Consider the following 26,287-nt stretch of genomic DNA (forward strand, 5'->3'; position numbering starts at 1 on the left):
CTGCCCGCGCCGCGCTTACCGCACCGTGCGCCGCGCCCGCCTGAGCTCGCGGTCGACCGCCCACGCGTCCGCCACCGGGCCGAGGTGGCCGAGCTTGTCCGGGTTGGCCACCGAGCGGATCGTCCGGATCCGGCCGTCCATGACCTCGAAGGACAGGACGTGGAGCACCCTGCCGTCCGCGTCGCGGGAGATCGCGCCCGGCCGGCCGTTCACGTCGTGCGGCTCGCAGGTGACACCGATGCGCGGCATCCAGGGGAAGACCGAGGCGAGCAGGCGGGCCACCTTCTCCGCGCCGGTGATCGCCTTCACCAGCTGCGGGGCCCTGCCGCCGCTGTCCCCGACCAGTTGGACGTCGGCCGCCGGCAGCTCCTGGCGCCCGCCGACGTCTCCGTCCTTCATCGCGTCCAGGAAACGTGTACGAGCCCGGCGTAGCAGTCCTCCACCAATACCGGGTACCGCACCCGCGGCGCGAGCCCGTACTCGACGGAGACGACGGCGATGCCCAGCGGGAGGGCCCATTCGCGCAGCAGCTGGGGGAGTACGCAGGCGGCGTTGCCCAGGACCATTCCGCCGCCGTGCATGTAGTACAGCAGCGGGAGCGGCCCGGTGAGCCCGGCGGGCCGGGCGCTCAGGAGGGTGGCGTCCCGCCCCGCCACCCGCACCTCGGCCACCTCGAAGAGGCCGTCGGCCCGGAGGTCGCGGACCGTCGGCCGGGGCCGGGTCGCGAGGTCACGCCGCTGCACGGCGGCGAGGTTCTCCGGGGTGAGGGGTTCTCGTACCGCGTCCCCCAAGCTCGCGAGCACGACGTTCAGTTCGGGATCGAAAGGGGGTGCGCCCTCCGAGGGCGTATCACCAGCATTCATACGGCGCAGTCAACCAGCCGCGGTGGGGCGAGCCGCCCGGCCGCGTCCGTTCCCGGATGCGCCCCCGCCCCGCCGTACGGGGCTTCGCCGCGGGCCCCGCCGTCCGTCCCGGGCCGCCGTCAGCCGCGCAGCAGCCGGGCCTTGGCCGTCGTGAACTCCTGCGGGGTCAGCAGGCCCTCGCGGGCCAGGCCGGCCAGTTGGGTCAGCTCCGCCACCAGGCCGGCCGAGGGGCCCGTTCCGGACGGCGGGACCGCGGCCGCCGACTCCTGGGCCTGTTCCTGCTCCTGCTCCTGCTCCTGTTCCTGGGAGTGCTCCTGGGCCTGTTCCTGCTCGGGTTCCCGCTCGCGTTCCTGCTCGGGTTCCTGCTCGGGTTCCCGCGCCGCCGCGGCGGGCCAGGGCTCCCGCACGGCCGGCCCCGGGTGCCGCGGCCGCGCCCCGGCCAGGGGTTCGGCGGGGCCCACCGCTCCCGCCGTGTCCTGCGCCGCGCCCGCCGCCCGCGCCAGCAGGCCGCGCAGCAGCGGGCGCCCCGCCGGGCGGTCGGCCGGGCGGACCGTTACTCCCATCGGGCGGATGAACATCAGACCACCCCCGCCCGCGGGTCCGCCGGGACCCGGTCCGGCGGGATGCGGACCGACCCCACGATCCGGCCGCCCGCCGCCCGTACGGCGACCGCCGCGTCCTCGGCCCATACGTGCTCGACCACCAGCAGTAGCGCGCAGCTCCCGCGCTCCAGCAGCCCAGCCGCCTCCTGCACGTCCTCCGGCCCGATCAGCCGCGCCACGTCCCGGCCCGTCAGCAGCCCGTGCAGCTCCACGAATTCGTCGAACTCGGCCGCCAGCACGTCCCCCGACGCCGTCCGCGTCGCCACGATCCCGTCGATCAGCCGGACCACCCCGGTCTTGCGCAGCCCCATCACGGCCTCGACGGCCGGGGCCCGCAGCTGCTCCTCCGGGAAGGCGAGGACGATGAATTCCACAGGTCCCATGCGCCTCGGCTCCTCACTTTCGACACTTCCGACCGTTTTTGACGACTCTTCGGCACACTATGACATAAGCGGACATATCATCCACGCGCTTGCTACGTTTCGGTGTATGAGCGCTCTGACGGCAAAGGTGGCGGAGCCCGCCCCGCCCCCGCCCCCCGGCGCCGGCGCCCCCAAGCGGCGCGGTGTCGAGCTGACGCTCCTCGTCGGCGCCGTCCTGATCTCCGTCCTCGGCCACCTCTACGTCGGCCTCGCGACCACCGGCCGCATCCCCGGCTCCGCCACCCGCTACGCAGCCGGCCTCGGCGCGGCCGCCCTGCTCGCGCACCTCGCCGTCCGGATCCGCGCCCCGTACGCCGATCCCCTCCTGCTCCCGATCGCCGTCCTGCTCAACGGCCTCGGCCTCGTCCTCATCCAGCGGCTCGACGCGACCACCCCCGGGCACCTCACCGCCGGGTACCAACTCCTGTGGTCCGCACTGGGCGTGGCGCTCTTCGTGCTGGTGGTGGCGCTGCTCCGCGACCACCGGGTGCTCCAGCGCTACGCGTACCTCTCGGTCGTCACGGCTCTCGTCCTGATGCTGATCCCCGTCTTCTTCCCGGCGGTCAACGGCGCGCACATCTGGATCCGGTTCGCCGGGTTCTCCTTCCAGCCGGGGGAGTTGGCCAAGATCCTGCTCGCGGTGTTCTTCGCCGCCTACCTCGCCGCGAACCGCACGGCGCTCGCCCTCACCGGCCGCAGGCTCTTCTGGAAGCTCCGGCTCCTCCCCGGTCGGGTCCTCGGCCCGATCCTGGCGATCTGGCTGCTCAGTGTCGGCGTGCTGGTCCTGGAGCGGGATCTGGGGACCTCGCTGCTGTTCTTCGGACTGTTCGTGATCATGCTGTTCACCGCCACCGGCCGGATCGGCTGGATCGCGATCGGACTGCTGCTGGCCGCCCTCGGCGCCTACGCCGTCGGGACCTTCGAGCCGCACGTGAACAGCCGCGTGGACGACTGGCTGAATCCTTTCGCCTCCATCGAGCGCGGCGAGGGCCCCGGCCAGCTCGCCCAGTCCCTCTTCGCCTTCGGCGCCGGAGGCCTGCTCGGCGCCGGGCTCGGCCACGGCCAGTCCTTCCTCATCGGCTTCGCCGCCAAGTCGGACTTCATCCTCGCCACCGCCGGCGAGGAGCTCGGCCTCGTCGGCCTGGCCGCGATCCTGCTCCTCTACGGGCTCCTCGTCGCCCGGGGCTTCCGCGTCGGGCTCGCGCTGCGCGACCCCTTCGGGCGGCTGCTCGCCACCGGGCTCGCCTCGATCGTCGCGCTCCAGGTGTTCGTCATCGCGGGCGGTGTCACCGGCCTGATCCCGCTCACCGGCATGGCCATGCCCTTCCTGGCACAGGGCGGCTCCTCCGTCGTCACCAACTGGATCATCGTCGCCCTGCTCGTCCGGCTCAGCGACAGCGCCCGCAGACCCCGCCCCGAAAAGGAACCGGCCGAGTGATCCGCTACATCCGCTGGTGCGCCTACTTCTGCGCCCTCCTGCTCGTCGCCCTGCTGGTCAACATGGCCCGCGTACAGGTGTGGGAGTCCGCCGCCTACGGCGCGAACCCGGCCAACAAGCGCCCCGCCATCGAGCGCTACGCCGAACCGCGCGGGGACATCCTGGTCGACGGGCGCCCCGTCACCGGATCCCGCGACAGTGGCCAACTGCTGCGCTACGAGCGGACGTACGCGAACGGCCCGCTCTACGCGCCCGTCACCGGCTTCTCCTCCCAGACGTACGGGACCAGCTTCGTGGAGCGCGCCGAGGACGCCGTCCTGTCCGGCACCGACCCGGGGCTCTCGGCCTTCCCGCTCTGGTACGAACTCTCCCGAGGCCGCCCCGCCGGCGGGAACGCCGTCACCACCCTGCGCGCCGCCGTGCAGCAGGCCGCGTACACCGGTCTCGCGGGCAAGCGCGGGGCGGTGGCCGCCGTGGAGCCGGCCACCGGGAAGATCCTCGCCCTGGTCAGCAGCCCCTCCTACGACCCCGCCGTGCTCTCCGGCACGGGTACGAAGGTCAAGGAGGCCTGGACGGCCCTGAACGCGGACCCCGCCCGGCCGATGCTCAACCGGGCGCTGCGCGAGACGTACCCGCCCGGCTCCACCTTCAAGATCGTGACGGCGGCGGCCGCCCTCGACGCGGGCGTGGTCACCGATGTGGACGCGCCGACCCGGACCCCCGACCCCTACCCGCTGCCGGGCACCAGCACCCTGCTGCCGAACGCGGGCACGGGCTGCGAGGACGCCTCGATGGCGGACGCGGTGCAGTGGTCCTGCAACACGGTGATGGCGAAGATCGGCGTACAGGTCGGGCTGCGCGGCATGGTGGAGGCGGCGCGCCGCTTCGGGTTCAACGGTGAGGCGCTGCGGGTGCCCTCGTGGGTGTCCCGGTCGAACTTCGACACCGACATGAGCCAGGACCAGTTGGCCCTGTCCTCAATCGGGCAGTTCAACACGAAGGCCACCCCGCTGCAGATGGCGATGGTGGCGGCGGCGGTCGCGGACGGCGGCGAGGTCAAGTACCCCTACCTGGTGGAACGCACCACCCAGGACGACGGCTCCCAGGTCCGCCGCGGCGACCGGCGCAGCCTCGGCCGGGCGATGAACCCGGCCACCGCCGTCCGGCTGCAGGAGCTGATGGTCAAGGTGGTGGAGAACGGGACGGGACGCAACGCCGCGATTCCCGGCGCGGTGGTCGGCGGCAAGACCGGCACCGCGCAGCACGGGGTGGGCAACGCGGGGACCCCCTACGCCTGGTTCATCTCCTGGGCCAGGGCCGAGGGCGCGGCGCTGCCGCAGGTGGCCGTGGCGGTGGTGGTCGAGGACGCGTCGGCCGACCGGGGCGACATCAGCGGCAACGGCGCGGCGGCGCCGATCGCGCGGGCGGTGATGCAGGCGGCCCTGTCCGGCTGACCCCGCGGCAGGGCGCCCGCGGTACCTGGACGCGCCGCCCGTGGCCCCGTGCCGGCCGTGCTGCCCGCGCCCACGTGCGCCCACGTGTCCACGTGCCCCCGCGCCGCCTCAGGGGGTGCCCTCGCCCTCCCGGACGGTGGCCTCGCCCTCCCGGACGGCGGCCTCGACCTCCGACACCCGGGCCGACTCCTCCGCCGCGAACCGCTCGCGGTCCAGGGCCTCGGCGATCTCCTCGTCCTGGCTCATCAGCAGGTCCAGGTTGGAGTCGCCCATGTCGAAGACGCCCAGGTTCAGGTAGGCCCGCTGGAGCCGTTCGCCCCACAGCCCGATGTCCTTCACACACGGCACGATCCGGCTGAACAGCAGCTTGCGGAACAGGTGCAGGAACTCCGACTGCTCACTGAGCAGTGCCGCCTCCTTGGCCTGAACGCCGAAGTTCTCCAGCACCTCCACCCCGAGCAGCCGGTCCCGCATCAGGTAGCAGCCCTCGATCACGAACTCCTCGCGCTCGCGCAGCTCGGCGTCCGTCAGCTGCTTGTAGTAGTCGCGCAGCGCCATCCGCCCGAAGGCCACGTGCCGGGCCTCGTCCTGCATCACGTACGCCAGGAGCTGCTTGGGCAGCGGCTTGGTGGTCGTGTCGCGGATCATCCCGAAGGCGGCCAGCGCCAGCCCCTCGATGAGCACCTGCATGCCGAGGTAGGGCATGTCCCAGCGGGAGTCGCGCAGGGTATCGCCCAGCAGCCCCCGAAGGCTGTCGTTGATCGGGTACAGCATCCCGACCTTCTCGTGCAGGAAGCGCCCGAAGATTTCGGCGTGCCGGGCCTCGTCCATGGTCTGCGTGGCGGAGTAGAACTTCGCGTCCAGGTCCGGCACCGACTCCACGATGCGCGCCGCGCACACCATCGCGCCCTGCTCGCCGTGCAGGAACTGGCTGAAGTTCCAGGAGGCGTAGTGCCGGCGCAGCTCGCCCCTGTCCTTCTGGGTGAGCTTGGCCCAGTGCCGCGTCCCGTACAGGGGCAGGGCCTCGTCGGGGGTGCCGAGCGGATCGTACGGGTCCACCTCGATGCCCCAGTCGATGCGCTTGCCGCCGTCCCACTGCTTGTCCTTGCCCTTCTGGTAGAGGGCGAGGAGCCGCTCGCGGCCGTCGGCGTACTCCCAGCTGAAACGGGCGGAGCCGGAGGCGGGGACCTGCCAGACCGTCTCGCCCGGGTTCTCGGTGTAGAGCTCGTGCGTCGACACTGACGCCCCCTCGTCTCACGTACTGCCGTGCGGTACCGGACAGTTGGCAGCGTCACACGTTGGTAGACACGGGGTCAACAAGTCGTGCGCGAGGGATTGACGACCTTGCTGACAGGCAGTCTCATAAGAAGTGACCGCCGGTAACTCGACGACGAGGTGTCCGAACCCATGACGACCGTGACCGAACGCGCCGCGCTCAAGGACGCCCTCGGCCTGCTCAAGGACCGCGAGCAGACAGCCGAGCGACTCCTCGAATCCTCGGCCAAGCACTCCTTCGACCCCGACGAGGAACTCGACTGGGACGCCCCGCCGATCGAGGGCAAGTACTACTGGCCGCCGGAACTGCTCTCCCTCTACGACACCCCGCTGTGGAAGAAGATGGGGGAGGAGCAGCGCATCGACCTCTCCCGCCACGAGGCCGCGGCGCTCGGCTCGCTCGGCATCTGGTTCGAGATCATCCTCATGCAGCTGCTGGTCCGGCACATCTACGACAAGTCCCTGACCAGCAATCACGTCCGCTACGCACTCACCGAGATCGCCGACGAGTGCCGCCACTCGATGATGTTCGCCCGCATGATCCAGAAGGCCGACGCCCCCGAGTACCCGGTGTCCCGCCTCAACCACAATCTCGCGCGGATCCTGAAGACCGTCTCCACCACCCCCGGCTCCTTCGCCTGCACCCTCCTCGGCGAGGAGATCCTCGACTGGATGCAGCGCCTGACCTTCCCGGACGAGCGCGTCCAGCCGCTGGTCCGCGGCGTCACCCGGATCCACGTCATCGAGGAGGCCCGGCACGTCCGGTACGCCCGTGAGGAACTGCGCCGCCAGATGCTGACGGCCCCGCGCTGGGAGCAGGAACTCACCCGGATCAGCTGCGGTGAGGCCGCCCGTGTCTTCTCGCTGGCCTTCGTGAACCCCGCCGTCTACGACAACATCGGCCTGGACCGCCGCGAGGCCGTCGCCCAGGTGAAGGCGAGCGGCCACCGCCGCGAGGTCATGCAGAGCGGCGCGAAGCGACTGACCGACTTCCTCGACGACATCGGCGTACTGCGCGGAGTCGGCCGGAAGCTGTGGCAGAGCTCGGGCCTACTGGCGTAGCCCACGCCGGGTCGGCCGGGGCGTTCGGCCGCAGGCCGATCCGAACCGAACACCACCGGGACGACCGGGCCGCCACATGCCCGCACCCGGGCCGACCCCACACCCCGGCCGGGCTCCGAGCCTGGGCCGGTACCGAACAGGACCTGAACCCGGGCCGGTACCGAACAGGACCTGCACCCGGGCCGGTACCGAACAGGACCTGCACCCGGGCCGGTACCGAACACGCTCCGACCCCTGCCCCGACCCCTGACCGGGACCCGAACGCGGATCAGGACTGATCGACGGGACGCCCACTCGCCCGACGCTAGCGGGGCTACCCTGCGGACATGACCGTACGCGCGTACCGCAGGCTGAGCGTCGAGGAGCGGCGAGCCCAACTCCTCGACGCCGCCCTCTCGCTGTTCGCGCACCGGGCACCGGAGGAGGTCTCGCTCGACGACGTCGCCGAGGCCGCCGGGGTCTCGCGCCCGCTCGTCTACCGCTACTTCCCCGGCGGCAAGCAACAGCTCTACGAGGCCGCCCTCCGCTCGGCGGCGGACGTCCTCGAACTGTGCTTCGCCGAACCGCAGGAAGGACCCCTGACCCGGCGCCTGTCCCGGGCCCTGGACCGCTACCTCGCCTTCGTCGACGAACACGACGCCGGCTTCGCGGCCCTCCTGCAGGGCGGCAGCGTCGTCGAGACCTCCCGCACGACGGCGACCGTCGACGGCATCCGCCGGGCCGCCGCCGAGCAGATCCTCTTCCACCTGGGCGTCGAGGCCCCCGGCCCCCGGCTGCGCATGATGGTCCGTACGTGGATCACCGCGGTCGAGGCGGCCTCCCTCATATGGATCGACGAGGGCAAGCAGCCGGAGGTCGACCGCCTCCGGGACTGGCTGCTGGACCAGTTCATCGCCCTGCTGACGGCCACCGCCGCCACCGACCCGGAAACCGCGGACGCCGCCCGGGCCGCCCTCGCCCTCGAGTCGGCGGACGGCCCGGTGGGGGTCCTGGCCCGCCGGGTGATCCCGGTGGTGTCCGAGGCCGCCCACCTGCTGTGACACTGGTGGGGTGAGAAGCCAACCGACCCCGTTCGAGGGCGGCCCCATGGACGGCCGGGTCCTCCCCGTCCTCCTCGGCCCGACCGGACACCCCCCGAAGTGGTACGAGATCCCCGTCCCGGCGCCGGACGGCGGCCCGCCGACGGTACTGCTGTACGAACGTGTCCCCGCGGGGTACTCCAAGCGGCTGGGACTGCAGAAGGGCTGGAAGTACGACTTCCGCCCCTCCGGCACGAAGCCGCGCCCCCGCTGGCCGTGGACGAAGCCCCCGCGTACCTGAAGCAGGAGCCCGCCGCCGGGGCCGGGTATGTGTCGGGGCGCTCCCCGCAGGAAGCCGAACGCACCGCCGCCGCGCCGTGCGACCTCTCGCCACGTCCGGCGTCCGAGGAGACGCCCCGGCGCGCGCCGGGCCCCCACCCGCACAACGCACCGCCGCAACGCCGAGCCCGGTCCCCGGCCCGCACTCCGCACTGCCGCCCCGTCCAGGTGCCACCGGTCCCCGGCCCGCGCCGCGCACCGCCGCCCCCGGCCCGCGCCGCGCACCGCCGCCCCCGGCCCGCGCCGCGCACCGCCGCCCCCGGCCCGCGCCGCGCACCGCCGCCCCCGGGCCTCGTCGGCGAACGCCGAGCCCGCGGCCAGGAGCGCCCTGCGCCTGGACCCCCGGCCCGGCCGCGCCCTCCATTCCGCGCCACCGCCACCGCCACCGCCCCCGCCCCCGCCGAGCCTCCGGCTAGGAACCCGGCAGGGAGAGGACCGCCAGGCCCCCGCCCCCCTCCGCCTCCCGGAACTCCAGCCGCGCCCCGATCACCGCCGCCTGACCCACGGCGATGGTCAGCCCCAGCCCGTGGCCCTTGCCCCCGCTCCGGAAACGCTGCGGGCCGTGCGCCGCCAGGTACTCCGGGAAGCCGTCCCCGTGGTCCCGTACGGTCACCACCGGCCCGTCCACCGTCAGCACCACCGGCGGCCGCCCGTGCTTGTGGGCGTTGGCCACCAGGTTCCCGAGCACCCGCTCCAGCCTGCGCCGGTCCGTCTCCACGTGCGCGTCCCGGACGACCACCACCTCGGTGTCCGCTCCGGACGCCCGCACCACCCGCCGTACCAGCCGCCCCAGCTGGTGCAGATCGCTCTCCACCACCTCGCTGCCCGATTCCAGCCGGGAGATCTCCAGCAGGTCCTCCGTCAGCTGCCGCATCGTCCGCACCCGCTCACGCACCAGCTCCGTCGGCCGGCTCTCGGGCAGCAGCTCCGACGCCGCCTGCAGGCCCGTCAGCGGCGTGCGCAGTTCGTGCGCCACATCCGCGGTGAACCGCCGCTCGCTCTCCAGCTTCGACTGCAGGCTCCCCGCCATCGTGTCCAGGGCCGCCGCCACCGTCGCCACCTCGTCCTGGTGCCGCGAAGGGGTCCGCGTCCGCGGGTCGTTCACCCGCGCGTCGAGGTCGCCCTGGGTGATCCGCCGCGCCACCGTCGCCGTCTGGTGCAGCCGCCGGGTCACGCGGGTCACCGCGAACGCGCCGAAGAGCAGCGTGCCGCCGATCGCCAGCAGCGAGGACCCGATGATCGCGTTGTCCAGCCCGCTGATCGTGCGGGCGCTCTGCCCGTAGTCGACGGCGGCCGCGAGCGCCCGGCCGTCCGCCGGAGCCGCGGCCCACATGGTCGGGCGGCCCCGGTGGTCCGCCACCAGCGTGCCCCGCCGCCCGCTGACGGCGAGGGCCCGCAACTCCGGCGGCAGCCCGACGGGATCCAGCCCGGCGCCGCGCGGCAGGGGCTCGCCGGCCTCGTACGCGCGCGAGACGTCGTTCAGCTTGCCGAGTGCCTTCTCCCGCGCCGTGGCCACCGTCTGCCGGGTCACCTCCACATGCACGAGGGCGCCCAGTACGGCCGCCAGCGAGCAGCACATCACCACGATGAAGCACGCCGACTTCCAGGTCAGCGTGGCCGTCCAGGAGGGCAGCTTCAGCAGATCGCGGAACCTCCGGAGGTTCCGGGATCTCCGGGATCTCGCGGACTTCGGGGACTCCGGGAGCCTCGGCGGCGTCATCGCCGGCCCGGCACGGGAGCGGGCTCCCGGTTCCCGGGGGCCTGCGGATTGCCGGGCACCCGTACGATCTGCTCGCGCGTCGGCAGCATCGTCCGCTGCTTCTCGTCCCAGGACCAGGCGGTGACCAGCTCGTAGCCGTGGTTGCCGCTGGGCACCCGCAGGACCACGTCGCCCCCGGCCAGTTCCACCGAGATGACGGTCTCCGTGGTCGCCATGATCCGGTTGAGCCGCCCGTCGGGGTCCGCCGTGTAGGCACGTACGGACATCATCTTGTCCGGGAACTCGATCCCGACGATCAGTTCGTCCTTGCCGTTGCCCGTGAGGTCCCGGTAGTACGGCTTCTGCACCGGGCACGCCTCCGGATCCTCGTCGTCCCTGGCTTCCTTGTCCGTCGCGCACGCCCGGATCGCGGCCGCTGTCGCGGCCGGCATGCCGTCGGCGCCGACCTCGGTGTTCGGATGGGACCGCAGCTCAGCCTGGACGAGGGCCACCGGGTCGACGGCGTGCACGTCCTCGCCGTGGACGGGCGGGATCCCCTTGATGTACTCGGGCGGGGCCCCACCCGGATCGGCGGGCGGTACGGACGCACCCCGGCGGTCGGGCCACAGGTGTACGGGCCCGCTCGCGGTCGGCGTGGACCCGGCGCTCACCAGCCCGCCCGTGTCCCCGCAACCGGTCAGCAGCGGCACCAGGGCGAGTACCGCGAGCAGCGGGTACGCGGCGATACGCGTGCGCAACCTCTTCACAGCCCCGTGCCCTTCTGCCCGCCGTACGCCCGCGTTCGAAAACGCTCGATCACGTCAACCTTATGCGGAGGTACATACCTTTTACCGCGAGACCTCGGGTGTCCCGGCCGGCAGGGGCGTCCCGGCCGGCTCGGCAGCGTCAGCGGTCCCGGCGGTCTGAGCGGTCTGGGCGGTGCTGGCGGTCTCAGCCGTCGGTGCGCCCGCGGCGCAGCATCGCGAAGCCGAGTCCGGCGGCGCCGACGGCCGCGATACCGCCCGCGGCCGCGATCAAGAGCACGCCCTCGCCCGGACCGTCCGCCAGCGTGCGCAGACGCCGCCCGCCGCCGGAGCCCTCGGCGACGGTGCGGGTGCCCCCGGCCGCCGCCTGCTCCGCAGCCCGCTGATCCTGCGGATCCCGCTGCACCGGCTGTGCCTGCTGAACCGGCCGAGCCTGCTGAACCGAAGCCGGGACGACCTGCCCGCCGTGGGCCCCGTTGCGGGTCCCCGTCTTGTACCCGTCGCCGTTCACGGCGTGACCCGGGCCCCCGGCCGGGGCGTCGCCCACCCAGGAGGTCAGCCGCCCGGTGGAGTCCAGCGCGGCGTGCAGATCGCCGGTGCCACCGAAGCCGGTGACCCCGTCATGGCTGGTCAGGGTGGCGGCCTTGGTGCCGTCGGCGGCGAGGATCTCGGCGTGGTAGCCGCCCAGCGCCGTCCGGTAGACCTTCGCGGTGGACGTCCCGTCCGCCAGCGACAGGCTCTTGACGAGGATCGGCCGCGGGGCGGCGGAGCGCGCGGACGAGGCCGCGGGCACCCCCTCGGCCAGGGCGGCGGCGGTGGGCAGCGCCAGCAGACTTCCCGCGCATGCGGTCACGGCGGCGGCGCGAACGAGAGTGCGGCGGCGGACGGTGCTCACGGAGAAGTCCTTCGGTGCCGGTCGGGGCCTGGTCCATCCAGGTGGGTCAAACCTAGGGCCCGGCCGTTGCGGCAACACCCCGTTCGTGTAACAGCGGAGTCGCAACGTTCCGTCGGAGTCGTTACACATCCGAGGGATTGCCGTGCGGCGCCCCGGCTGCTCCCATGGACGGCGGGGGTGAGGGCGATGCGCGGACTCAAGGTACTGCCGAGCGGCCGGCCCGGCCGCGGCCGGCTGTATGTCAACCTGCCCGACGGGCAGGCGGTGGCCTGGTATGACCGGCAGGCCAACCGGATCAGCGTCCTGGCGGATGACCACCGCGAGGCCGTCCTGGCGGTGCTGCGGCCCTACCTGAGCGGGACGGTCTCGATCGGCCCGCCCCCGGTCCCCACACCAGCTGACCTGCGACGTCTCGCGCTGCGGCCGGACGCGGACCTGGCCCCGAACCGCCCGGGGGAGACCCTGCTGGGCGAACTGGAACACGGCCCGGCGGGCACCAGGGCCCGGCACCGGCTGCGCCAGGAACTGACGGCCCAGCAGCGGATGGGCGACGCCCTCGACGCCCTGGAGCCCGACGGCTGGCGGATCCTGCACTGCGTCCCGCTCCCGGGCCCGGGCCACATCGACCACCTGCTCATCGGACCGGCGGGGATCTTCTGCGTGCGTACGGTCCCGGGCCGCCGCCAGCGCGCGGTGATCGGCGACCTCCTGCTCACCGTGGGCCGCGCCGAACCCCGCCCGGACCCGCGCTGGATCCGCCGCGCGGCGGCCTTCGCGTCGGCGGCCCTGGCGGTGAAGGCGACCCCGGCGCTGGCGGTGGTCGACGCCTCACGGGTCGAGACGGCCCCCACCGTCCGCGACATCCGCATCCTCCAGCCCCCGACCGCCACCCCGCACCTCGCGGCATCCCCGACGACGCTGAAACCCCCTGAGATCGACTCGCTCTTCGCCCGAGCCCGAGACACCACGACCTGGCTCCACCTCACCGATCGCAGCACCGCCGGCGTTTGAGGCGGAACCCGCCCCACCTTCCGGCTCCGCCCCGCCCCGCTTTTCCCAGCCTCGCCGGCGTTCGAGGCGCGGGGTCCGGGGGAGGAGCCCCGGTTTCGGGAAGGGGCGGGTAGGGGAGAGCGCCTCAGGCCCCGCCCGCCCCTCAGGCCCCGCCCGCCCGTCCGGCCCCGCCCGCCCGTCAGGCAGAGGTCCGCTTCCGCGGCGTGGCCGCCTTCTTCGCCGCCGCGCCCGTCTTCTTCGCCGCCGCCGTCTTGGCCGTACTCTTCGTGGCCGCCGCCCTGCCCGTGGCCTTCGACGCACCCGAAGTCGACTTCGCCGCCGCCGACTTGCCCGTGCCCGTGGCCTTCTTCTTCGTAGCGGTGGCCGCTGTCTTCTTCGTCGAAGCCGCCGTCGACTTCTTCCCGCCCACCGCCTTCGGCGCCGCTGCACTCCTGCCCGCACCCGCCCCCGCACGGCCCCCGGCCTTCCGCCGAATCGGCGTCACCTCGCCCTGCGCCCCGCCCTCCGTCCCGCCCTCCGCTCCACCGGAGGCCTCCACCCGGCCGTCCCCCTCCCCTCGGGAAGCCTTCGCCGCCCGCACGCTCTTCTCCAACGCCGCCATCAGGTCGATCACCTGCCCCCCGGCCGGCTCCACGACGGCCTCAGTCGGCTCGAACGCCCCGCCCGACTTGGCGACGATCATCGCCTCCACGGCCTCCCGGTAGTCGTCGTGCAGCGAGGCCATCTCCACTTCCCCCAGCGTCGCCATCAGCGCGTCGGCGAGGTCGAGTTCGGCGTCCCGCACGGACACCGCGGCATCCGGCGCCACCCCCTCCGGCGCCCGGATCTCGTCCGGCCACAACAACCCGTGCATCGCGATCACGTCGTCCACCACGCGCAGCATCCCCAGCCGTTCCCGCCCCCGCAGCGCGTACTTGGCGATCGCGACCTTCCGGCTCCGCTTCAGCGCCTCCCGCAGGAGCGTGTACGGCTTCGCAGCCGTCGCCCCGTTCGCCGCGAGGTAGTACGCCGCGTCCATCTGCAGCGGATCGATCTCCTCCGCCGGTACGAACGACATGATCTCGATCGTCTTCGCGGTCGCCAGCGGCAGCTGCGCCAGATCCTCGTCCGTGATCGGGACGATCGACCCGTCGGCCTCCTCGTAGCCCTTGCCGATCTCGGCGCTCGGCACCTCCTCCCCGTCCAGCTCGCACACCTTGCGGTAGCGGACGCGCCCGCCGTCACTCACGTGGATCTGGCGGAAGGAGATCGAGTGGCTCTCGGTGGCGTTCACGAGCTTGATCGGGATGCTGACCAGGCCGAAGGAGATCGCCCCGTTCCATATGGATCGCACGGTTCCTCCTGTTTCGTGGCAATCTCATCGTATGACGCCGATCACATTGGTGGAGGGCCGGCGCATCGCGCTCAGCAATCTCGACAAGGTCCTGTACCCGGAGACCGGCTTCACCAAGGGCGAGGTGCTCCACTACTACGCCACCGTCGCGGGCCCACTGCTCGCCCACATCCACGACCGACCGGTGTCTTTCCTGCGCTATCCCGACGGCCCGGACGGGCAGCTCTTCTTCACCAAGAACCCGCCGCCCGGCACGCCCGACTGGGTGAAGACCACCCCCGTACCGCGCTCCGAGGACCTGTCCGCCGCCCAGGTGGTCGTCGCCGACCTGGCCACCCTGATGTGGTCCGCCAACCTCGTCGTGGAGTTCCACACCCCCCAGTGGACCGCCGGCCGCCCCGGCCTCGCCGACCGGCTGGTCCTCGACCTCGACCCCGGCCCGCCCGCCACGGTCGTCGAGTGCTGCGCCGCCGCGCTCTGGCTGCGCGAGCGGCTCGCTGCCGACGGGCTGCGCGCCTGCGCCAAGACCTCCGGCTCCAAGGGCATGCACCTGGCCGTGCCGCTGGAGCCGACCCCGTCCGAGCGGGTGTCCGCGTACGCGAAGCAGCTCGCCCAGGAGGCCGAGCGCGAGCTCCCCGACCTCGTGGTGCACCGCATGGCCAAGGCGCTGCGCCCCGGCAAGGTCTTCGTCGACCACAGCCAGAACGCCGCCGCCAAGACCACCGCAGCCCCCTACACCCTGCGCGCACGGCCCCGGCCCACCGCCTCGGCGCCCGTCTCCTGGGCCGAGGTCGAGGCCTGCCGGACCGCGGCCGGCCTGGTCTTCCTCGCCGACGATATCGCACCGCGGCTCGCCCGCCACGGGGACCTCTTCGGCCCGCTGACCGACCCCGAGCGGGCCCGCCCGCTCCCGGGGGTCCGGCCGTGATCCGCGTCGCGCTGGCCGCGCCCGTACGCACCCTGCCGCGCGGGGCGGGACTGGCGTACGAGCCGAAGTTCGACGGCCACCGCCTCCTCGTGCTGCGCTCGGCGACCGACGTGACGCTCCAGGCGCGCTCCGGCCGCATCGTGACCAGCGCGTTCCCCGATCTGGCCGCGGCCGCGCTGCAGTTGCCCGCCGACACCGTGCTCGACGGCGAGGTGGTGGTCTGGCATGCCGGCCGTACGGACTTCGCGCTGGTGCAGCGGCGGGCGGCCGCCACCCCGGCGCGGGCCGCCGTACTCGCGCAGCGCCTGCCGGCCTCGTACGCCGCCTTCGACGTCCTGGAACTGGCCGGGCTGGACCTGCGCGCCCGCCCGTACGAGCGCCGCCGGACCATCCTCGTCGACCTGCTCATGCCGCTCGGGCCGCCGCTCCAGCCGGTGCCGATGACGACCGACCCGGAACTGGCCGCCACCTGGTACGAGACCCTGCCGGCCAGCGGTATCGAGGGCCTCGTCGTCAAACGGCTGGACCAGTCCTACCCGGCCGGGCGGCGGGGCTGGCAGAAGCTGCGGCACACCGACGTCCGGGACGCGGCGGTGGTCGGCTACACCGGCACCCCCCGCCGCCCGCTCGCCCTGGTCCTCGTCCTGCCCGTCGGGGACGAGACCCCGCTGGTGTCGAGCCCGCTGACGGCGGCGCTGCGTGCCGAGGTGGCGGCGGAGGTGGCGGCCCGCGGGGCGGCCGCGCCGTCCCTGGCCACGGTCACCGCCATCGGGTTCGGGGACGTCCCCTTCCGGCCGCTGGACCCACCGCTCACGGCGGAGGTCCGGCACGCGTCGGCCCGGCATCCGCCGCCGGAAGTGCTCCGGCTGCGGACGGACCTCTGACCCGCCCGGGAGGCGCGGGTCAGAGGCTGGTGAACAGCTGGCTCAGGCGTGTTGGGCAGGTGCGAGGCGCGTCGCACGGGCCGGACCGGTCGGACAGGTCAGATCTGTCAGACGGGTCGGACGGGTCAGGAGTGGGCTCCGCGCCCGGCGTCCGGGGGAGCCCCCGGCTGCGGATGCGGCCCCGGGCCCTCCGGCAGCTTGTAGCCGGACTCCCGTTCCGCACGGACCTCGTCCGGGTGGGCGGAGGTGGTGGAGCCGAAGTTCCCGTAGCCCTGCATCTCGTGCGGCCGCAGGCCGCCCTCCGGGATCTCCACCAGGTCCCGCTCCTCGCGGACCTCGTAGACCGCCCCGCCCTCCGGCAGGCGTGGCTGGCTCTCGGCGGTGGGCGGGGGCGGCTCCTTCGCCCGTACCTTCTTGCCCAGAAGGAAGCCGCCCAGCAGGAAGCCGGCGACGAGGATGCCGACGACCAGGAACCAGGCGATGTCGGCGAGGGTCGCGTCCACGCTCAGGGTCGTGTCCATACGGACCAGTTTGGCTCACTCCAGTCCGTTATGCTCCGCTGCGCCCGGATACCTTGGGCCATCCGGGGTAGACGCCCGGGCGAGCGCGCCGAACGAGACGCGAGACGCGAGACGAACGAGACGCGAGACGAGCGAGAGCGAACAGGAGGCAGGCCATGCCCCGCGGATCCTCCCCGAAGCGCGAACGACGTACGAGCACATCAAGGAAGGTCTGGAGCAGCGTGGCGAGCCCGCGGGGAAGGCGAAGGAGATCGCCGCCCCCAGAGCGGCCTCCCAGCCCAGCAGCAACGCCTGCCGCTCGATGATCTCGGCCAGCTCACCGCCGCCGCCGATGACCACGTACGGGGCCGACGGGAACGCCTCGACGAGCACCAGCCCGAACTCCCCGTACAGCGCGTCCCGCCCGGCCCGCCGCGTCGCCGGCAGCTCGCCGGCCCGCAGCCCGGCATCGTCCCGCGGAGCCTCGGCGGCCCGTACGACCTCACTGACGGCCCGGTCGGCGGTCTCGTTCAGCCGGGTCGCCAGCGCCACCCCGACCCCGTCCCCGAGCAGCTCCCACCACTGTGCCGGGATCGAGGCGAGCGGCTGCAGCAACACCTCGGCCTGCCCGCCGCAGGTCAGCTTCGCCGCCACGGCCTCGGCCGCGCGCACCGACACCTCGCACACGGAGGGCCTCCCCGAGCCCGAGGACGTGGACGCCGACAGGATTGAACTCCTCGGCTTTCGCCTGTCGGACCCGCATGCTCCCGACCCCGCCGAGACGAAAGCGGCACTGCGGAGAGCCATGGAAAGAATGGGCCCGCCGCGGATCTACGCGATGGGCCCTGACGGCTCACTGCAAGCGCGACAGCCTCTGACTTCGCGGAGCTTCCCGACCCGCGCCGGGGCCCGGGAGATATCACTCCCAGTGGTCCATGCCGCCCTCTGGACCAGGACAGCGACGCCGACCGGCAACCACCACATCGACACCCCAACCCGCCCCCGCACAACTGACGCGCCACCACGCTGTCCGGCACCTGGGCCGTGGCGAGTTGCCCATGCCGGTCACCACCGAGCGCCTCCCACGGCCCGGGAGGACGCTCACACGTTGTGGAACCAGGCACCAGAGAGAACAGCGAAGCTACCGCTGCACAGCACGGCAGTTGGCTGCGCATACGCGAAGACCCCGTCTCGGCCGAGGCGCTGATGGCGGGGTCTTTGGGTACTTCCTGCGAAGTGCCCCCGGCAGGATTCGAACCTGCGCACACGGCTCCGGAGGCCGTTCGATTGCTAGATGTTTTCGCAGGTCAACGGACTTTCTGACGCCGTGTTAGCCGTGCCGTCCCACACATGTCCCGCGAGATGGAAATGTCCAATTCTGAACCAAATAGCGCTGTTGCGCTTCCTTCGGTGGCCAGGACTCGGGCTCGGGCGGCGGAAACGAGAGCGTGGTGTCACCGAGGTGATGCTATGTCTCGCCGACGTCGAGACCGGTGTGGCGAGCCTCGTAGAGGCGAACGAGAAAATGGCGCTCGGCGTCCGAGCGCCGGGCGAGGACGGTCCCGGGAGGCCGGATCGGCGCGGTCAGGATCGACGAGAAGCGTGCTCCGCGGTCATTCGAGCGCGTGGCGACGCGGACGTAGCCCGTCCAGTGCCCGACACAGGCGTACAGCCTGTCCGTGGGCAGGCCAAGACCCCCACTGCCTCTCGCTCGGTCCGGGCCAGGCCGACGACCTCGTTCCCAGCTTCACCGGGGATTCGGTGGGCCCTGGCAACCACGGGACGGGCGACCGGGAGGCATGGCTGCGCGCCGAGCGGGGTCCGGAGGTCCAGGACCCGTTTCTGCGGCAGGCGGAGCGCACGCGTGTGAGTGTCGTGTGCGACCAGGGAGTCCTCTGTCGTGGTGGGCGTCTTTCGACGGGCGGGCGGGGAGTGTCGGTGGAGTAGCCATCATCCGGAGTATCCCCCGGTTGGGCTAACCGGGGACCCTCGGCTATATTTCCGTCCCGCGCGTCGGAGGTCCCCAGCGCCCTGAATCAGATTGGGCGCTTTCTGCGGATGGGCAGGATGCTCAGGGCCATGACGGTTCCGTCGTCGTGGAACGAGATCGGCCCGTTCCAATTCTGTGCAGCGTGGGCGTTACGGCGTGTGGAGCGGAGTTCGTAGACCGCCTTCCGGTACTCCTCGACCCGGCCGTTCTTGAGTAGTTCGTACAGCCGCGAGTCTATTCCGGAGAATGCCTCGATCCGTACGGTCTTCATGCGGAACACATGGTCGGTGCCGACGAATTTCGTGCCGCCGACCGTGATTTCCGCGTCGTGGTGGCTGGAGGTCGCGGCGAAGGTGGGGACATCGTAATGTTCCCGGCCTTGGCGTGTGGTGAGGTACTGGGCCGTACTCCGGCCTCCGCCTGCGAATGCGGTCAGGCCGGCGGCCCCGGTGCGGGCCAGGAGCTGGCCGAACCAGCCGAGGTTGTCCTCGCCCACCTGGAAACCGTCGGCGTTCCGCGCCCGGTGCCCGTCGAGGGCGGGTATGCGGATGGCGTTGGGATAGGGGATTCCTGCTTTGTCCTTGATCTCCTCGTCGGCGTTTCCGGGGACGCCCGGAATGCGGGGAGGGAGCAGGGCTTCGCCGGGGGATTGCAGGGCGTTGACCACGATCGCGCCCTGGCCCATGAGTTCGGTGGACAGGAGCAGGCAGGGCGTCGTGTTCCACGGGCCGATCTGCATGCCCTCGGCCAGTTCCGTTCCCTTGACCAATTGCTGGATCGTGGTGCTGCGGGTGCGGCCGGACCGCTTGGTCGGCTTCTGATGGTTTCCCCGACAGACCACGAACGTGACTTTCGACGGCTCGCCGGGCTTCCACGCCTCGATGAGATAGTCCGGGCGGGGCCGGGACCCCTTGTCCCGTTGCGCACCGCCCAGGGCCCAGCCGGCTCGCAGAATGGTGCTCGTGTCCACGACCGAGACGACGTGGTCGGGGTAACGGTGGCGCACGATGTGCTCAGCCGCGGCGAGTCCGAAGCCGACGGCCAGTTCCCGGGCTTGCATGGCCTTGTACCAGCGCTCCGGAGTGCGGCCCTTGTCGGTGAGGTCCATGGCGCCGGCGCGATTGCCGTACAGCGCCTCGCAGTACTTCAGGCTGAGCCAGTGTTCCGCGAGCCCACGGCCCATTCCCTGGCCGGCCAGCACGTAGCCGCGCGCGACGGCGTGCAGCACGTGCCAGGGGGGCAGGTCGATGGAACGGCCGCACTCGGCCTGGATGACGGGCCGCAGGTCGGGTTTCCTGCGAACCGCTTCCTGGCCCTTTTCCCGGCGTTGTCTGTCGATGGCCGCCGCCGCGGAATCGACGTGGGTGACGAGTTCCCCTGTCGACCGGATGTGAACGGTCCGCTGGCCGCTGAGTGCGTTCAGAATCTGTCGCGCGGTTCTTGCCATGCATCCCCCACAAGTGTCCGCGTGCCCCTGGCTGGCCGTGAAGGTAGCTCTGACCGCTGGGGCGCATACAAGTGCGCATGGCGCACGACGGAGCGGAACCAGCCACAGCCGAAGCCTGGTGGGATCGGTGACGGCGGATGCCATGTCGAACGTCGGACCATGCGACCGCGTCAACGCGGCGATGTGCGAGTGCCCCCGTGCTGGGGGATGTTCGAGTGGAGGTGCTGGGAAGTCATGATTCCGCCGATCATAGGAGGCGGGCATGGACTCGAACGCGTATGACCTCGTTGCCGCACCGGACCTCGCGGTGCCGCTCCACGGTGAGGGGCGATGGGATAGGGGCAGCGCCGTCGCGGAGATGGCGGGCGAGTTCGGGGCGGAGCTGGTGAGGGCCATCCGCGCGGGTCTTGCCCAGGGGCCCAGTGGCGTTCATCAGCCACGTGGGCTGTCTCAGCTGACGTGGTACGCCTTCGCGGTCGAGTATGCGCGTGCGCATTGGCCCGGCAGGGCGGCGAAGACCAGGGACGAGACCAGCGAGGCCCTGACCACCGTCACCGTGGCGATGTGCTGGGACCTTCCCGCCAGACCGAACGAGGCCCTGTTGCGCCGGGCCCTTCGGCACTGGGCGTTCGTCGTACCCGGGCCGGGCCGGTCGGCGCCGCCGGCGGACGACCGGCTGGTGCTGCAATGGGTGGCGAAGGCGTCCCGCCCACTGGTCGACCTGCACGATCCGATCCTGGCCCGGGACGTCTTGGAGTCGCTGCGCCGGAAACTCGACGGTGGCGAGGCGGCCGTGGAGACGATGCGCCGGAAACGCAAGGTGCTGGTGCATGCCCTGGGCTATGCCATGGAGCGGGGCGAGCTGGGCAGCAATCCGCTGAACAAGGTCCGATGGCGGGTTCCCAAGGCGGCCGTTTCGGTCGATCCGCGGGTGGTTGCCAACCCGTACCAGGCCCGGGAGCTGCTGACCGCGATCTCGTACGTCGGCGGATACCGGCGGGCCCGGGGCCGACGGCTGGTCGGACTGTTCGCGGGCATGTACTACGCGGGCCTGCGCCCAGAGGAAGCGATCGCGGTGGCGCTGCCGGACTGCCGTCTGCCGAGTACCGGCTGGGGGCGGCTGATCGTGCACCGTACTCTGCCGCAGGCGGGCAAGCGATGGACCGACACCGGTGACTACCACGACGAGCGCGGGCTGAAGAACCGGCCGCCCGGCGAGACCCGCGTGGTGCCACTGCCGCCGAAACTGGTGACGCTCTGGCGTGAGAGCGTCACCACGTTCGGCACGGCCGATGACGGCCGGCTGTTCTTCAGCGAACGCGGCGGCATCCTCAGCTACACCGCCTACCACTACGTCTGGCGCGAGGCCCGCGCCCTGGCCCTGTCTCCCGCTCTCGCGTCCACCCCGCTCGCGAAACGGCCCTACGACCTGCGGCACTCGGCCCTGTCCACCTGGCTATGCGCCGGAGCCGACCCTGCCGAAGTCGCCCAGCGGGCCGGGAACAGCGTCGAAGTCCTCCTCACCCGCTACGCGAAGTGCCTCTACGACCGCCAGTCCATCAATAACCAACGCATCGACGAACTCCTCAGTGCCTACGACCGGCCGGCTCACCCGGATTAATAGAGGCAGGACTGAACCCTCGCAGTGGCCTCCGTGGGCACCGTCGCATTTCGGCACCGGCTGACGGCCCTCGGAGCGTACGTTGGCGTAGCCGAGACGGCTGGGTGTAGGCGCGACGCCTTGGGCGTAGGGGAGCCGTCGGCACTCGAAGACGTGAGGGGCGGTCCGCCCGGGATTCGTACAGGTCTGGGAATTCACGCCTCGCGCCCCACGGCGTCCGCGATAGGGTCGACCAGGCATTATGCGCCCCGATCGGCAGGCGACACGCAGGAGGACGGCACAGTGACGGCAGCGGGAGGAGCTTCGGCGTCCGGAGCACCGAAGCCCGGTCCGGTGAGGCCGCCCAGGCAGTGGTCACAGGAGCGCGTCTCCCCGTACCCCTGGGAGCAGGAGGCCCTGGACCATGTACGGCAGCTCATGCCGCACGCCGAGCCCTTCCGCGCCTGGGCCACGTTCTGCTTCACCGCACAGTCCGGCCGTATCAACGAGTGCGACCTGCTGATCGCGGTGCCCGCCGGCCTTTTCCTCGTCGAGATCAAGAGCCACCCGGGACAGCTCCACAACACCGGGTCCACCTGGAACTTCCGAGGTCAGGACCGCACCTGGACGCTCACCAACCCACTGCACTTCACCGACCTGAAGTCCAAGGAGCTGAAGAGTCAACTCCAGTGGGCAGCGCGCAAGTTGGGTATGGGTGAACGCATTGTTCCCCGCATCGAACCCGCCGTGTTCCTCTCCGCGCCGGACCTTCGGAGTCACCTGGACGACGTTCAGCGGATCAAGGTCTACGGCCGTGACGACATCGAAACCGGCCTGAAGCGGATCTGGCAGGACTTCCTCGCGCTGCCGCCCGACCTTCCCGAGCGGCGCATCACTCCAGAGTTCTCCCGCCACACCCTTCCCCAGCTCCTCAAGGTCATCGGCATAAAGCAGTCCACCGCCCACCTCCGGTTCGGCGATGCCTGGAAGATGGAGCCCCACCTCCTGGACGCCGGGCCCTCCTGGGAGGACCGGCTCGCCTCCCGGGACGACGGCATGGTCGAGGAGGAGGGCCGGGTCCGCACGTACCTGGTCAGCCAGATGGCAACCGATGCGGCCCGCAAAGTTACCGAGCGCGCCGCACGCCGCGAGTACCAGGTGCTCCAGGGCATCAACCACCGCGGCATCGTCGACGCCGTCGAATTCCGCGAGCACCTGGGCGGACCGGCGATCCTCTTCCGCCACCGCCAGAGCGACCTGCGGCTCGACCAGTACCTGGACACCTACGGTGGCACCCTCACCCCCGAGGCGCGCCTGGACATGGTCCGCCAGCTCGCCGAGGCCGTCCGCTACGCCCACAGCCGTTCGTTGTACCACCGGGCACTCGCGGCCCGCTCCGTGTACGTCTCCTTCAAGAACGGCGGAGCCCACCCCGAACTGCGGATCACCGACTGGCAGACTGCGGCCCGCGACTTCGACACCAATGCCACCTTCTTCCGCTCGATCGGCGGCTCCGCCCTGGACGCTGCCCTCATCGAGGACGAGGCGCGGGTCTATCTGGCCCCGGAGACCGACCAGCCCTACGCCGACCCCGGCGACCTGGACGTCTTCGGCCTGGGAGCGGTCGCCCACCTGATCCTGACCGGTCAGCCCCCCGCCACTCAGCGCAGTGCCCTGCGCGAGCGGCTGACCACGGACTCCGGCCTGCATCTGTTCGCGGTGGCGGACGGACTGCCCGACGCACTGGACGAACTCGTCTTCCAGGCGACCCGCACCGACGTCAACGACCGCCTCGGCTCGGTCGAGGAATTCCTCGACCACCTCGACGAGGCTGAGCGCGCCATCGTGCTGCCCGACTCCCCGGCCTCCACCGGTGTCGACCCGCTCGAAGCCCTCCCCGGCCAGTCCCTCGACGCCGAGTGGTCGGTACGCCGCGTCCTCGGCACCGGGGCCACCGCCCGCGCCCTGCTCGTCGAGCGGGCGACGGAGGACGAGGACGGCCACATCCAGATCGACGAACACGTCTTCAAGGTGGCGCTCGACGAAGCCCGGGCCGACCGGCTGCGCTCCGAGGCACACGTCCTGGCCACCGTCGGCGGCGGAGCCGTCGTACAGCTGCGCGGGGAGGGCCTGCGGGAGATCGGCGGCCGTACGGTCCTGGAGCTGGAGTATGCGGGGGAGCAGTCCCTCGGCGCGCGGCTCCGGGGCAAGGGGCGACTCACCTACCACGAGCTGGAGCGCTTCTCCGAGGACCTCTTCCATGCCCTCGACCAGCTCGCCGGACACGAGGTGCGCCACCGCGACATCAAGCCGGACAACCTCGGCATCCAGCGGCGCAAGGACCGTACCTGGCAGCTAAAACTCTTCGACTTCTCGCTCACCGATGCCTCCGACCGCGACATCAAGGCCGGCACCCGCAATTACCTCGACCCCTTCCTCGGCTCGATGCGCCGCGCCCATTTCGACGACTACGCCGAGTGGTACGCGGCTGCCGTCACCCTCCATGAGATGGCGAGCGGCGAACGCCCGGTGTGGGGAGACGAGCAGAACGACCCGCTCACCAACGAGTCGACCACCCTGCGTATCGCGGATGAGCTGTTCGAACCCGCCCTGCGGGACGGTCTCACCCGCTTCTTCCAGCGGGCGCTGCACCGCGACACCGAGCAGCGGTTCGACACGCTGACGCAGATGCGCGACGGCTGGCGCGAGGTGTTCCGGGCCGCGGACTCGACCGGCCCCACCACCACTCCCTCCACGGTCGGCACTTCCTCCGACAACCCGGAGGAGGACCGTGACCGGGCCGCAGCCGCAGCCGACGCGACGACGCTCCTCGAAGCAGCAGGTCTGTCCCCCCGGGCGGTCTCGGTCGCCAACGGTCTGGACGCCTACCGGGTCGGCGAGCTGCTGAGCCTCCAGCCGTACGCCATCGCCCGGGCCAGAGGCGCGGGCGCCCTGGTCCGCAAGGAACTGAACCGGCGCCGCAAGCAGTGGGCCTCGGCGCTGCGCACCAGCGGCGAGGAACGGCCCGTCCCCACGGCCCCCGCGCTCACCACTTCCCCGACCGATGCCGATCCGGACCGCATCCTGTCGATCGACGAGATGGCGGCCCTGCTCACCCCCGCCAAGGTGCGCAAGGGCTCCCACCGCGCGGATGTCGTCCGTCTCACCCTGGGGCTCCCGCCCGAGGACGGCGGTCTCTCCCCACTGGGAGCCTGGCCGGTCCAGGCACGTATCGCCGAACACCTGAGCATCAAGCAGCCCCCGGTCTCCCGGCACCACCGCATCGAGATCAAGCAGTGGGTCGAAGCGCCGTGGCTGGCGACGGTACGGGACGAACTGGTCGACATCGTCACGGCGGCCGGACGGGTAATGACCGCTGCCGAGGCCGCCATCGAGCTACGCACCCGACACGGGGCGGGAAACGACACCCCCGTACGCACTCTGGCCAGGTCACTCGCGGTGGTACGGGCAGCCGTCGAGGCCGAGACGGCGGAGAGCGAGGCGACGGCTGCCACGGACGGTACGGGCGACAGCGAAGGAACCCCGCTGCACGAACCCCGGCTCGCGGTGCACCGCCGCGGCGAGGCGATCCTCCTTGCCGCCGAGTCGCTGCCCGGCACCGAGGACCCCAGCCCGAGCGAACTCGCCGACTACGCAACCGCGTTGGGTCAGGCCGCCCACCAGATGGCCCGACGCGACCCCCTGCCGGGCCGCACCGAAATCCTCCGCGAACTGCGCGCCGTTCCCGCGCCCGACGGTTTCGCCCCGCTCGCGGACACCCGCCTGGTGGCCTTGGCCGCCACCGTCGCTCCCCGCACTGCAGCCACCCCCCGCCTGGAGCTGTACCCGCAGGACCTGAGCCTGGAGCGGGCACTGCGCATCTCCCAGGCAGGGGCCGGGGTACGGCACGACCGGGGCATCACGGTCGCCGGCCTGGTGACGCGACTGCGGGCCCGCTTTCCTGACCTCGACCTCCTCGCGGACAGCTCGGAGCCCACCTACGTAGCCTTCCAGGACGCCCTCGAAGCGGCACGTTTCGAGCTGCGGTACGAGCACGAATCTGAGACCTTCTACCCCCGCAGTGCCGAACCCACCGTCGGCCGCACCTCCACCGGCGCCCTGACCAGCTATCTGCCGCCCCGCCCCGTCTCCCGCTCCGAGCGCGAAGACCCGCACGGAGCGATGCGCGCCCGCCTCGCCGAGCGCGCCAGGCGCGGTGGCTTCCTCGCCCTCTCCGTGAAGCGCAACGTGGTCAACGGGACGGCCGAGGCCGTCGCGGCGGCGTTCGCCCCCGAGGGCGTCACGACGGTCGACGTGTCGGACATGTTCCTGGGCACCCTGCGCGAGCTGGCCGAGGAGAAGGGCCATGACTGGGAGAAGTTCCTGCGCGCCGACGCCAACTCGGCTCCTGGCCGCATCAAGCCGGGCCTCGCCTCGTTCGCCCGCGTCGTCTGGCAGCGTATGGAGGACGCCCTCCTGGAACAGGCCGCGCAGCCCCGCACGATCCTCTTCCTCCACGACGCTGGCCTGGTCGCCCGCTACTGGGACGAAGGCGGCCACGGCTTCCTCACCCGCCTCCAGAACGCGGCCCGCCGCCCGGAGCGGGCCCCGCACGGCCTGTGGCTGCTGTGCCCGGTCGAAACTCGCTCGCAGCAGCAGCTCCGGCTGGACGGGCGGACGGTCGAGGTGATCGGCGGGGACGGGGAGCGGGAGCATCTGGAGGCGGAGTTCATGGGGGCGCTTGGGGGGTGAGGGGCCCGGG

General features: G+C 72.0%; 21 protein-coding genes and 1 pseudogene. 10 read left to right on the forward strand and 12 right to left on the reverse strand.

From position 1 onward, the window contains the following. Positions 1 to 15: 15 nt before the first annotated feature. From ACIQZO_RS33410 to ACIQZO_RS33425, 4 genes and pseudogenes are all read right to left on the reverse strand, one after another. A pseudogene (locus tag ACIQZO_RS33410) lies at positions 16 to 417 on the reverse strand (RNA polymerase subunit sigma-24); the annotation flags it as partial. Then, a complete protein-coding gene (locus tag ACIQZO_RS33415) occupies positions 396 to 863 on the reverse strand; it encodes an alpha/beta hydrolase (RefSeq protein ID WP_403633592.1) in 468 nt (155 codons plus the stop codon). The pseudogene ACIQZO_RS33410 and the gene ACIQZO_RS33415, both read right to left, overlap by 22 nt. A gap of 119 nt (positions 864 to 982) precedes the next feature. Beyond that, on the reverse strand, positions 983 to 1,441 hold the full coding sequence (locus ACIQZO_RS33420; protein WP_403633594.1) for an SHOCT domain-containing protein: 459 nt from the start codon (positions 1,439 to 1,441) through the stop codon (positions 983 to 985). Continuing rightward, positions 1,441 to 1,848: a DUF6325 family protein gene (locus tag ACIQZO_RS33425; RefSeq protein WP_403633597.1), complete on the reverse strand. Its 408-nt coding sequence runs from the start codon at positions 1,846 to 1,848 to the stop codon at positions 1,441 to 1,443. Before ACIQZO_RS33425 ends, ACIQZO_RS33420 begins: the two co-directional genes overlap by 1 nt. A gap of 106 nt (positions 1,849 to 1,954) precedes the next feature. On the opposite strand from ACIQZO_RS33425, the gene ACIQZO_RS33430 reads away from it, so the two are divergent. Continuing rightward, a complete protein-coding gene (locus ACIQZO_RS33430) occupies positions 1,955 to 3,325 on the forward strand; it encodes an FtsW/RodA/SpoVE family cell cycle protein (protein ID WP_403633599.1) in 1,371 nt (456 codons plus the stop codon). Continuing rightward, positions 3,322 to 4,779 (forward strand): penicillin-binding transpeptidase domain-containing protein, encoded by a 1,458-nt coding sequence (locus ACIQZO_RS33435; RefSeq protein WP_403633602.1) that lies wholly within the window; start codon positions 3,322 to 3,324, stop codon positions 4,777 to 4,779. The genes ACIQZO_RS33430 and ACIQZO_RS33435 overlap by 4 nt, the downstream gene beginning before the upstream one ends. Before the next feature lie 108 nt (positions 4,780 to 4,887). Here the strand turns inward: ACIQZO_RS33435 and ACIQZO_RS33440 are convergent, their stop codons facing one another. Then, on the reverse strand, positions 4,888 to 6,018 hold the full coding sequence (locus tag ACIQZO_RS33440; RefSeq protein ID WP_403633605.1) for a ferritin-like domain-containing protein: 1,131 nt from the start codon (positions 6,016 to 6,018) through the stop codon (positions 4,888 to 4,890). A 168-nt stretch (positions 6,019 to 6,186) separates the two neighbouring features. Between ACIQZO_RS33440 and ACIQZO_RS33445 the strand changes: the two genes are divergently transcribed. The 3 genes from ACIQZO_RS33445 (at position 6,187) to ACIQZO_RS33455 (ending at position 8,436) form a co-directional block, all read left to right on the forward strand. Beyond that, complete coding sequence (locus tag ACIQZO_RS33445; RefSeq protein ID WP_403633608.1) at positions 6,187 to 7,116, forward strand: diiron oxygenase; 930 nt, start codon at positions 6,187 to 6,189, stop codon at positions 7,114 to 7,116. 326 nt (positions 7,117 to 7,442) lie between these two features. Continuing rightward, a complete protein-coding gene (locus ACIQZO_RS33450; RefSeq protein ID WP_403633611.1) occupies positions 7,443 to 8,156 on the forward strand; it encodes a TetR/AcrR family transcriptional regulator in 714 nt (237 codons plus the stop codon). A gap of 10 nt (positions 8,157 to 8,166) precedes the next feature. Next, positions 8,167 to 8,436, forward strand: coding sequence for a hypothetical protein (locus ACIQZO_RS33455; protein ID WP_403633613.1), 270 nt, complete (start codon positions 8,167 to 8,169; stop codon positions 8,434 to 8,436). 450 nt (positions 8,437 to 8,886) lie between these two features. On the opposite strand, the gene ACIQZO_RS33460 is transcribed toward ACIQZO_RS33455, so the two are convergent. The 3 genes from ACIQZO_RS33460 to ACIQZO_RS33470 form a co-directional block, all read right to left on the reverse strand. Further along, a complete protein-coding gene (locus ACIQZO_RS33460; RefSeq protein WP_403633616.1) occupies positions 8,887 to 10,053 on the reverse strand; it encodes a histidine kinase dimerization/phospho-acceptor domain-containing protein in 1,167 nt (388 codons plus the stop codon). 137 nt (positions 10,054 to 10,190) lie between these two features. Continuing rightward, on the reverse strand, positions 10,191 to 10,940 hold the full coding sequence (locus ACIQZO_RS33465; protein WP_403633619.1) for a hypothetical protein: 750 nt from the start codon (positions 10,938 to 10,940) through the stop codon (positions 10,191 to 10,193). A 184-nt stretch (positions 10,941 to 11,124) separates the two neighbouring features. Beyond that, positions 11,125 to 11,832 (reverse strand): hypothetical protein, encoded by a 708-nt coding sequence (locus ACIQZO_RS33470; RefSeq protein ID WP_403633622.1) that lies wholly within the window; start codon positions 11,830 to 11,832, stop codon positions 11,125 to 11,127. A 186-nt stretch (positions 11,833 to 12,018) separates the two neighbouring features. Between ACIQZO_RS33470 and ACIQZO_RS33475 the strand changes: the two genes are divergently transcribed. After that, positions 12,019 to 12,843: a nuclease-related domain-containing protein gene (locus tag ACIQZO_RS33475; RefSeq protein ID WP_403633625.1), complete on the forward strand. Its 825-nt coding sequence runs from the start codon at positions 12,019 to 12,021 to the stop codon at positions 12,841 to 12,843. Between the two features lie 178 nt (positions 12,844 to 13,021). On the opposite strand, the gene ACIQZO_RS33480 is transcribed toward ACIQZO_RS33475, so the two are convergent. Then, on the reverse strand, positions 13,022 to 14,176 hold the full coding sequence (locus ACIQZO_RS33480) for a Ku protein (RefSeq protein ID WP_403633627.1): 1,155 nt from the start codon (positions 14,174 to 14,176) through the stop codon (positions 13,022 to 13,024). A 31-nt stretch (positions 14,177 to 14,207) separates the two neighbouring features. On the opposite strand from ACIQZO_RS33480, the gene ligD reads away from it, so the two are divergent. Further along, positions 14,208 to 15,104, forward strand: coding sequence for a non-homologous end-joining DNA ligase (ligD, locus tag ACIQZO_RS33485; RefSeq protein WP_403633630.1), 897 nt, complete (start codon positions 14,208 to 14,210; stop codon positions 15,102 to 15,104). Next, complete coding sequence (locus ACIQZO_RS33490) at positions 15,104 to 15,988, forward strand: ATP-dependent DNA ligase (RefSeq protein WP_403633680.1); 885 nt, start codon at positions 15,104 to 15,106, stop codon at positions 15,986 to 15,988. Before ligD ends, ACIQZO_RS33490 begins: the two co-directional genes overlap by 1 nt. A 125-nt stretch (positions 15,989 to 16,113) precedes the next feature. On the opposite strand, the gene ACIQZO_RS33495 is transcribed toward ACIQZO_RS33490, so the two are convergent. The 3 genes from ACIQZO_RS33495 to ACIQZO_RS33505 all read right to left on the reverse strand — a co-directional run bounded on the left by ACIQZO_RS33495 (position 16,114) and on the right by ACIQZO_RS33505 (position 20,069). After that, complete coding sequence (locus tag ACIQZO_RS33495; protein WP_403633633.1) at positions 16,114 to 16,509, reverse strand: DUF6479 family protein; 396 nt, start codon at positions 16,507 to 16,509, stop codon at positions 16,114 to 16,116. Positions 16,510 to 16,524: 15 nt separating this feature from the next. Continuing rightward, complete coding sequence (locus ACIQZO_RS33500) at positions 16,525 to 17,175, reverse strand: hypothetical protein (protein ID WP_403633636.1); 651 nt, start codon at positions 17,173 to 17,175, stop codon at positions 16,525 to 16,527. A gap of 1,349 nt (positions 17,176 to 18,524) precedes the next feature. After that, a complete protein-coding gene (locus ACIQZO_RS33505; protein ID WP_403633639.1) occupies positions 18,525 to 20,069 on the reverse strand; it encodes a hypothetical protein in 1,545 nt (514 codons plus the stop codon). A gap of 118 nt (positions 20,070 to 20,187) precedes the next feature. On the opposite strand from ACIQZO_RS33505, the gene ACIQZO_RS33510 reads away from it, so the two are divergent. Together ACIQZO_RS33510 and pglW are read left to right on the forward strand one after the other, a co-directional pair. Beyond that, positions 20,188 to 21,546, forward strand: a complete 1,359-nt coding sequence (locus tag ACIQZO_RS33510) for a tyrosine-type recombinase/integrase (protein WP_403633642.1) — start codon at positions 20,188 to 20,190, stop codon at positions 21,544 to 21,546. Between the two features lie 333 nt (positions 21,547 to 21,879). After that, positions 21,880 to 26,277 (forward strand): BREX system serine/threonine kinase PglW, encoded by a 4,398-nt coding sequence (gene pglW / locus ACIQZO_RS33515; RefSeq protein WP_403633644.1) that lies wholly within the window; start codon positions 21,880 to 21,882, stop codon positions 26,275 to 26,277. Positions 26,278 to 26,287: the final 10 nt, after the last annotated feature.

This window comes from Streptomyces sp. NPDC097617 (genome assembly GCF_044761485.1).
Lineage (GTDB): Bacteria > Actinomycetota > Actinomycetes > Streptomycetales > Streptomycetaceae > Streptomyces.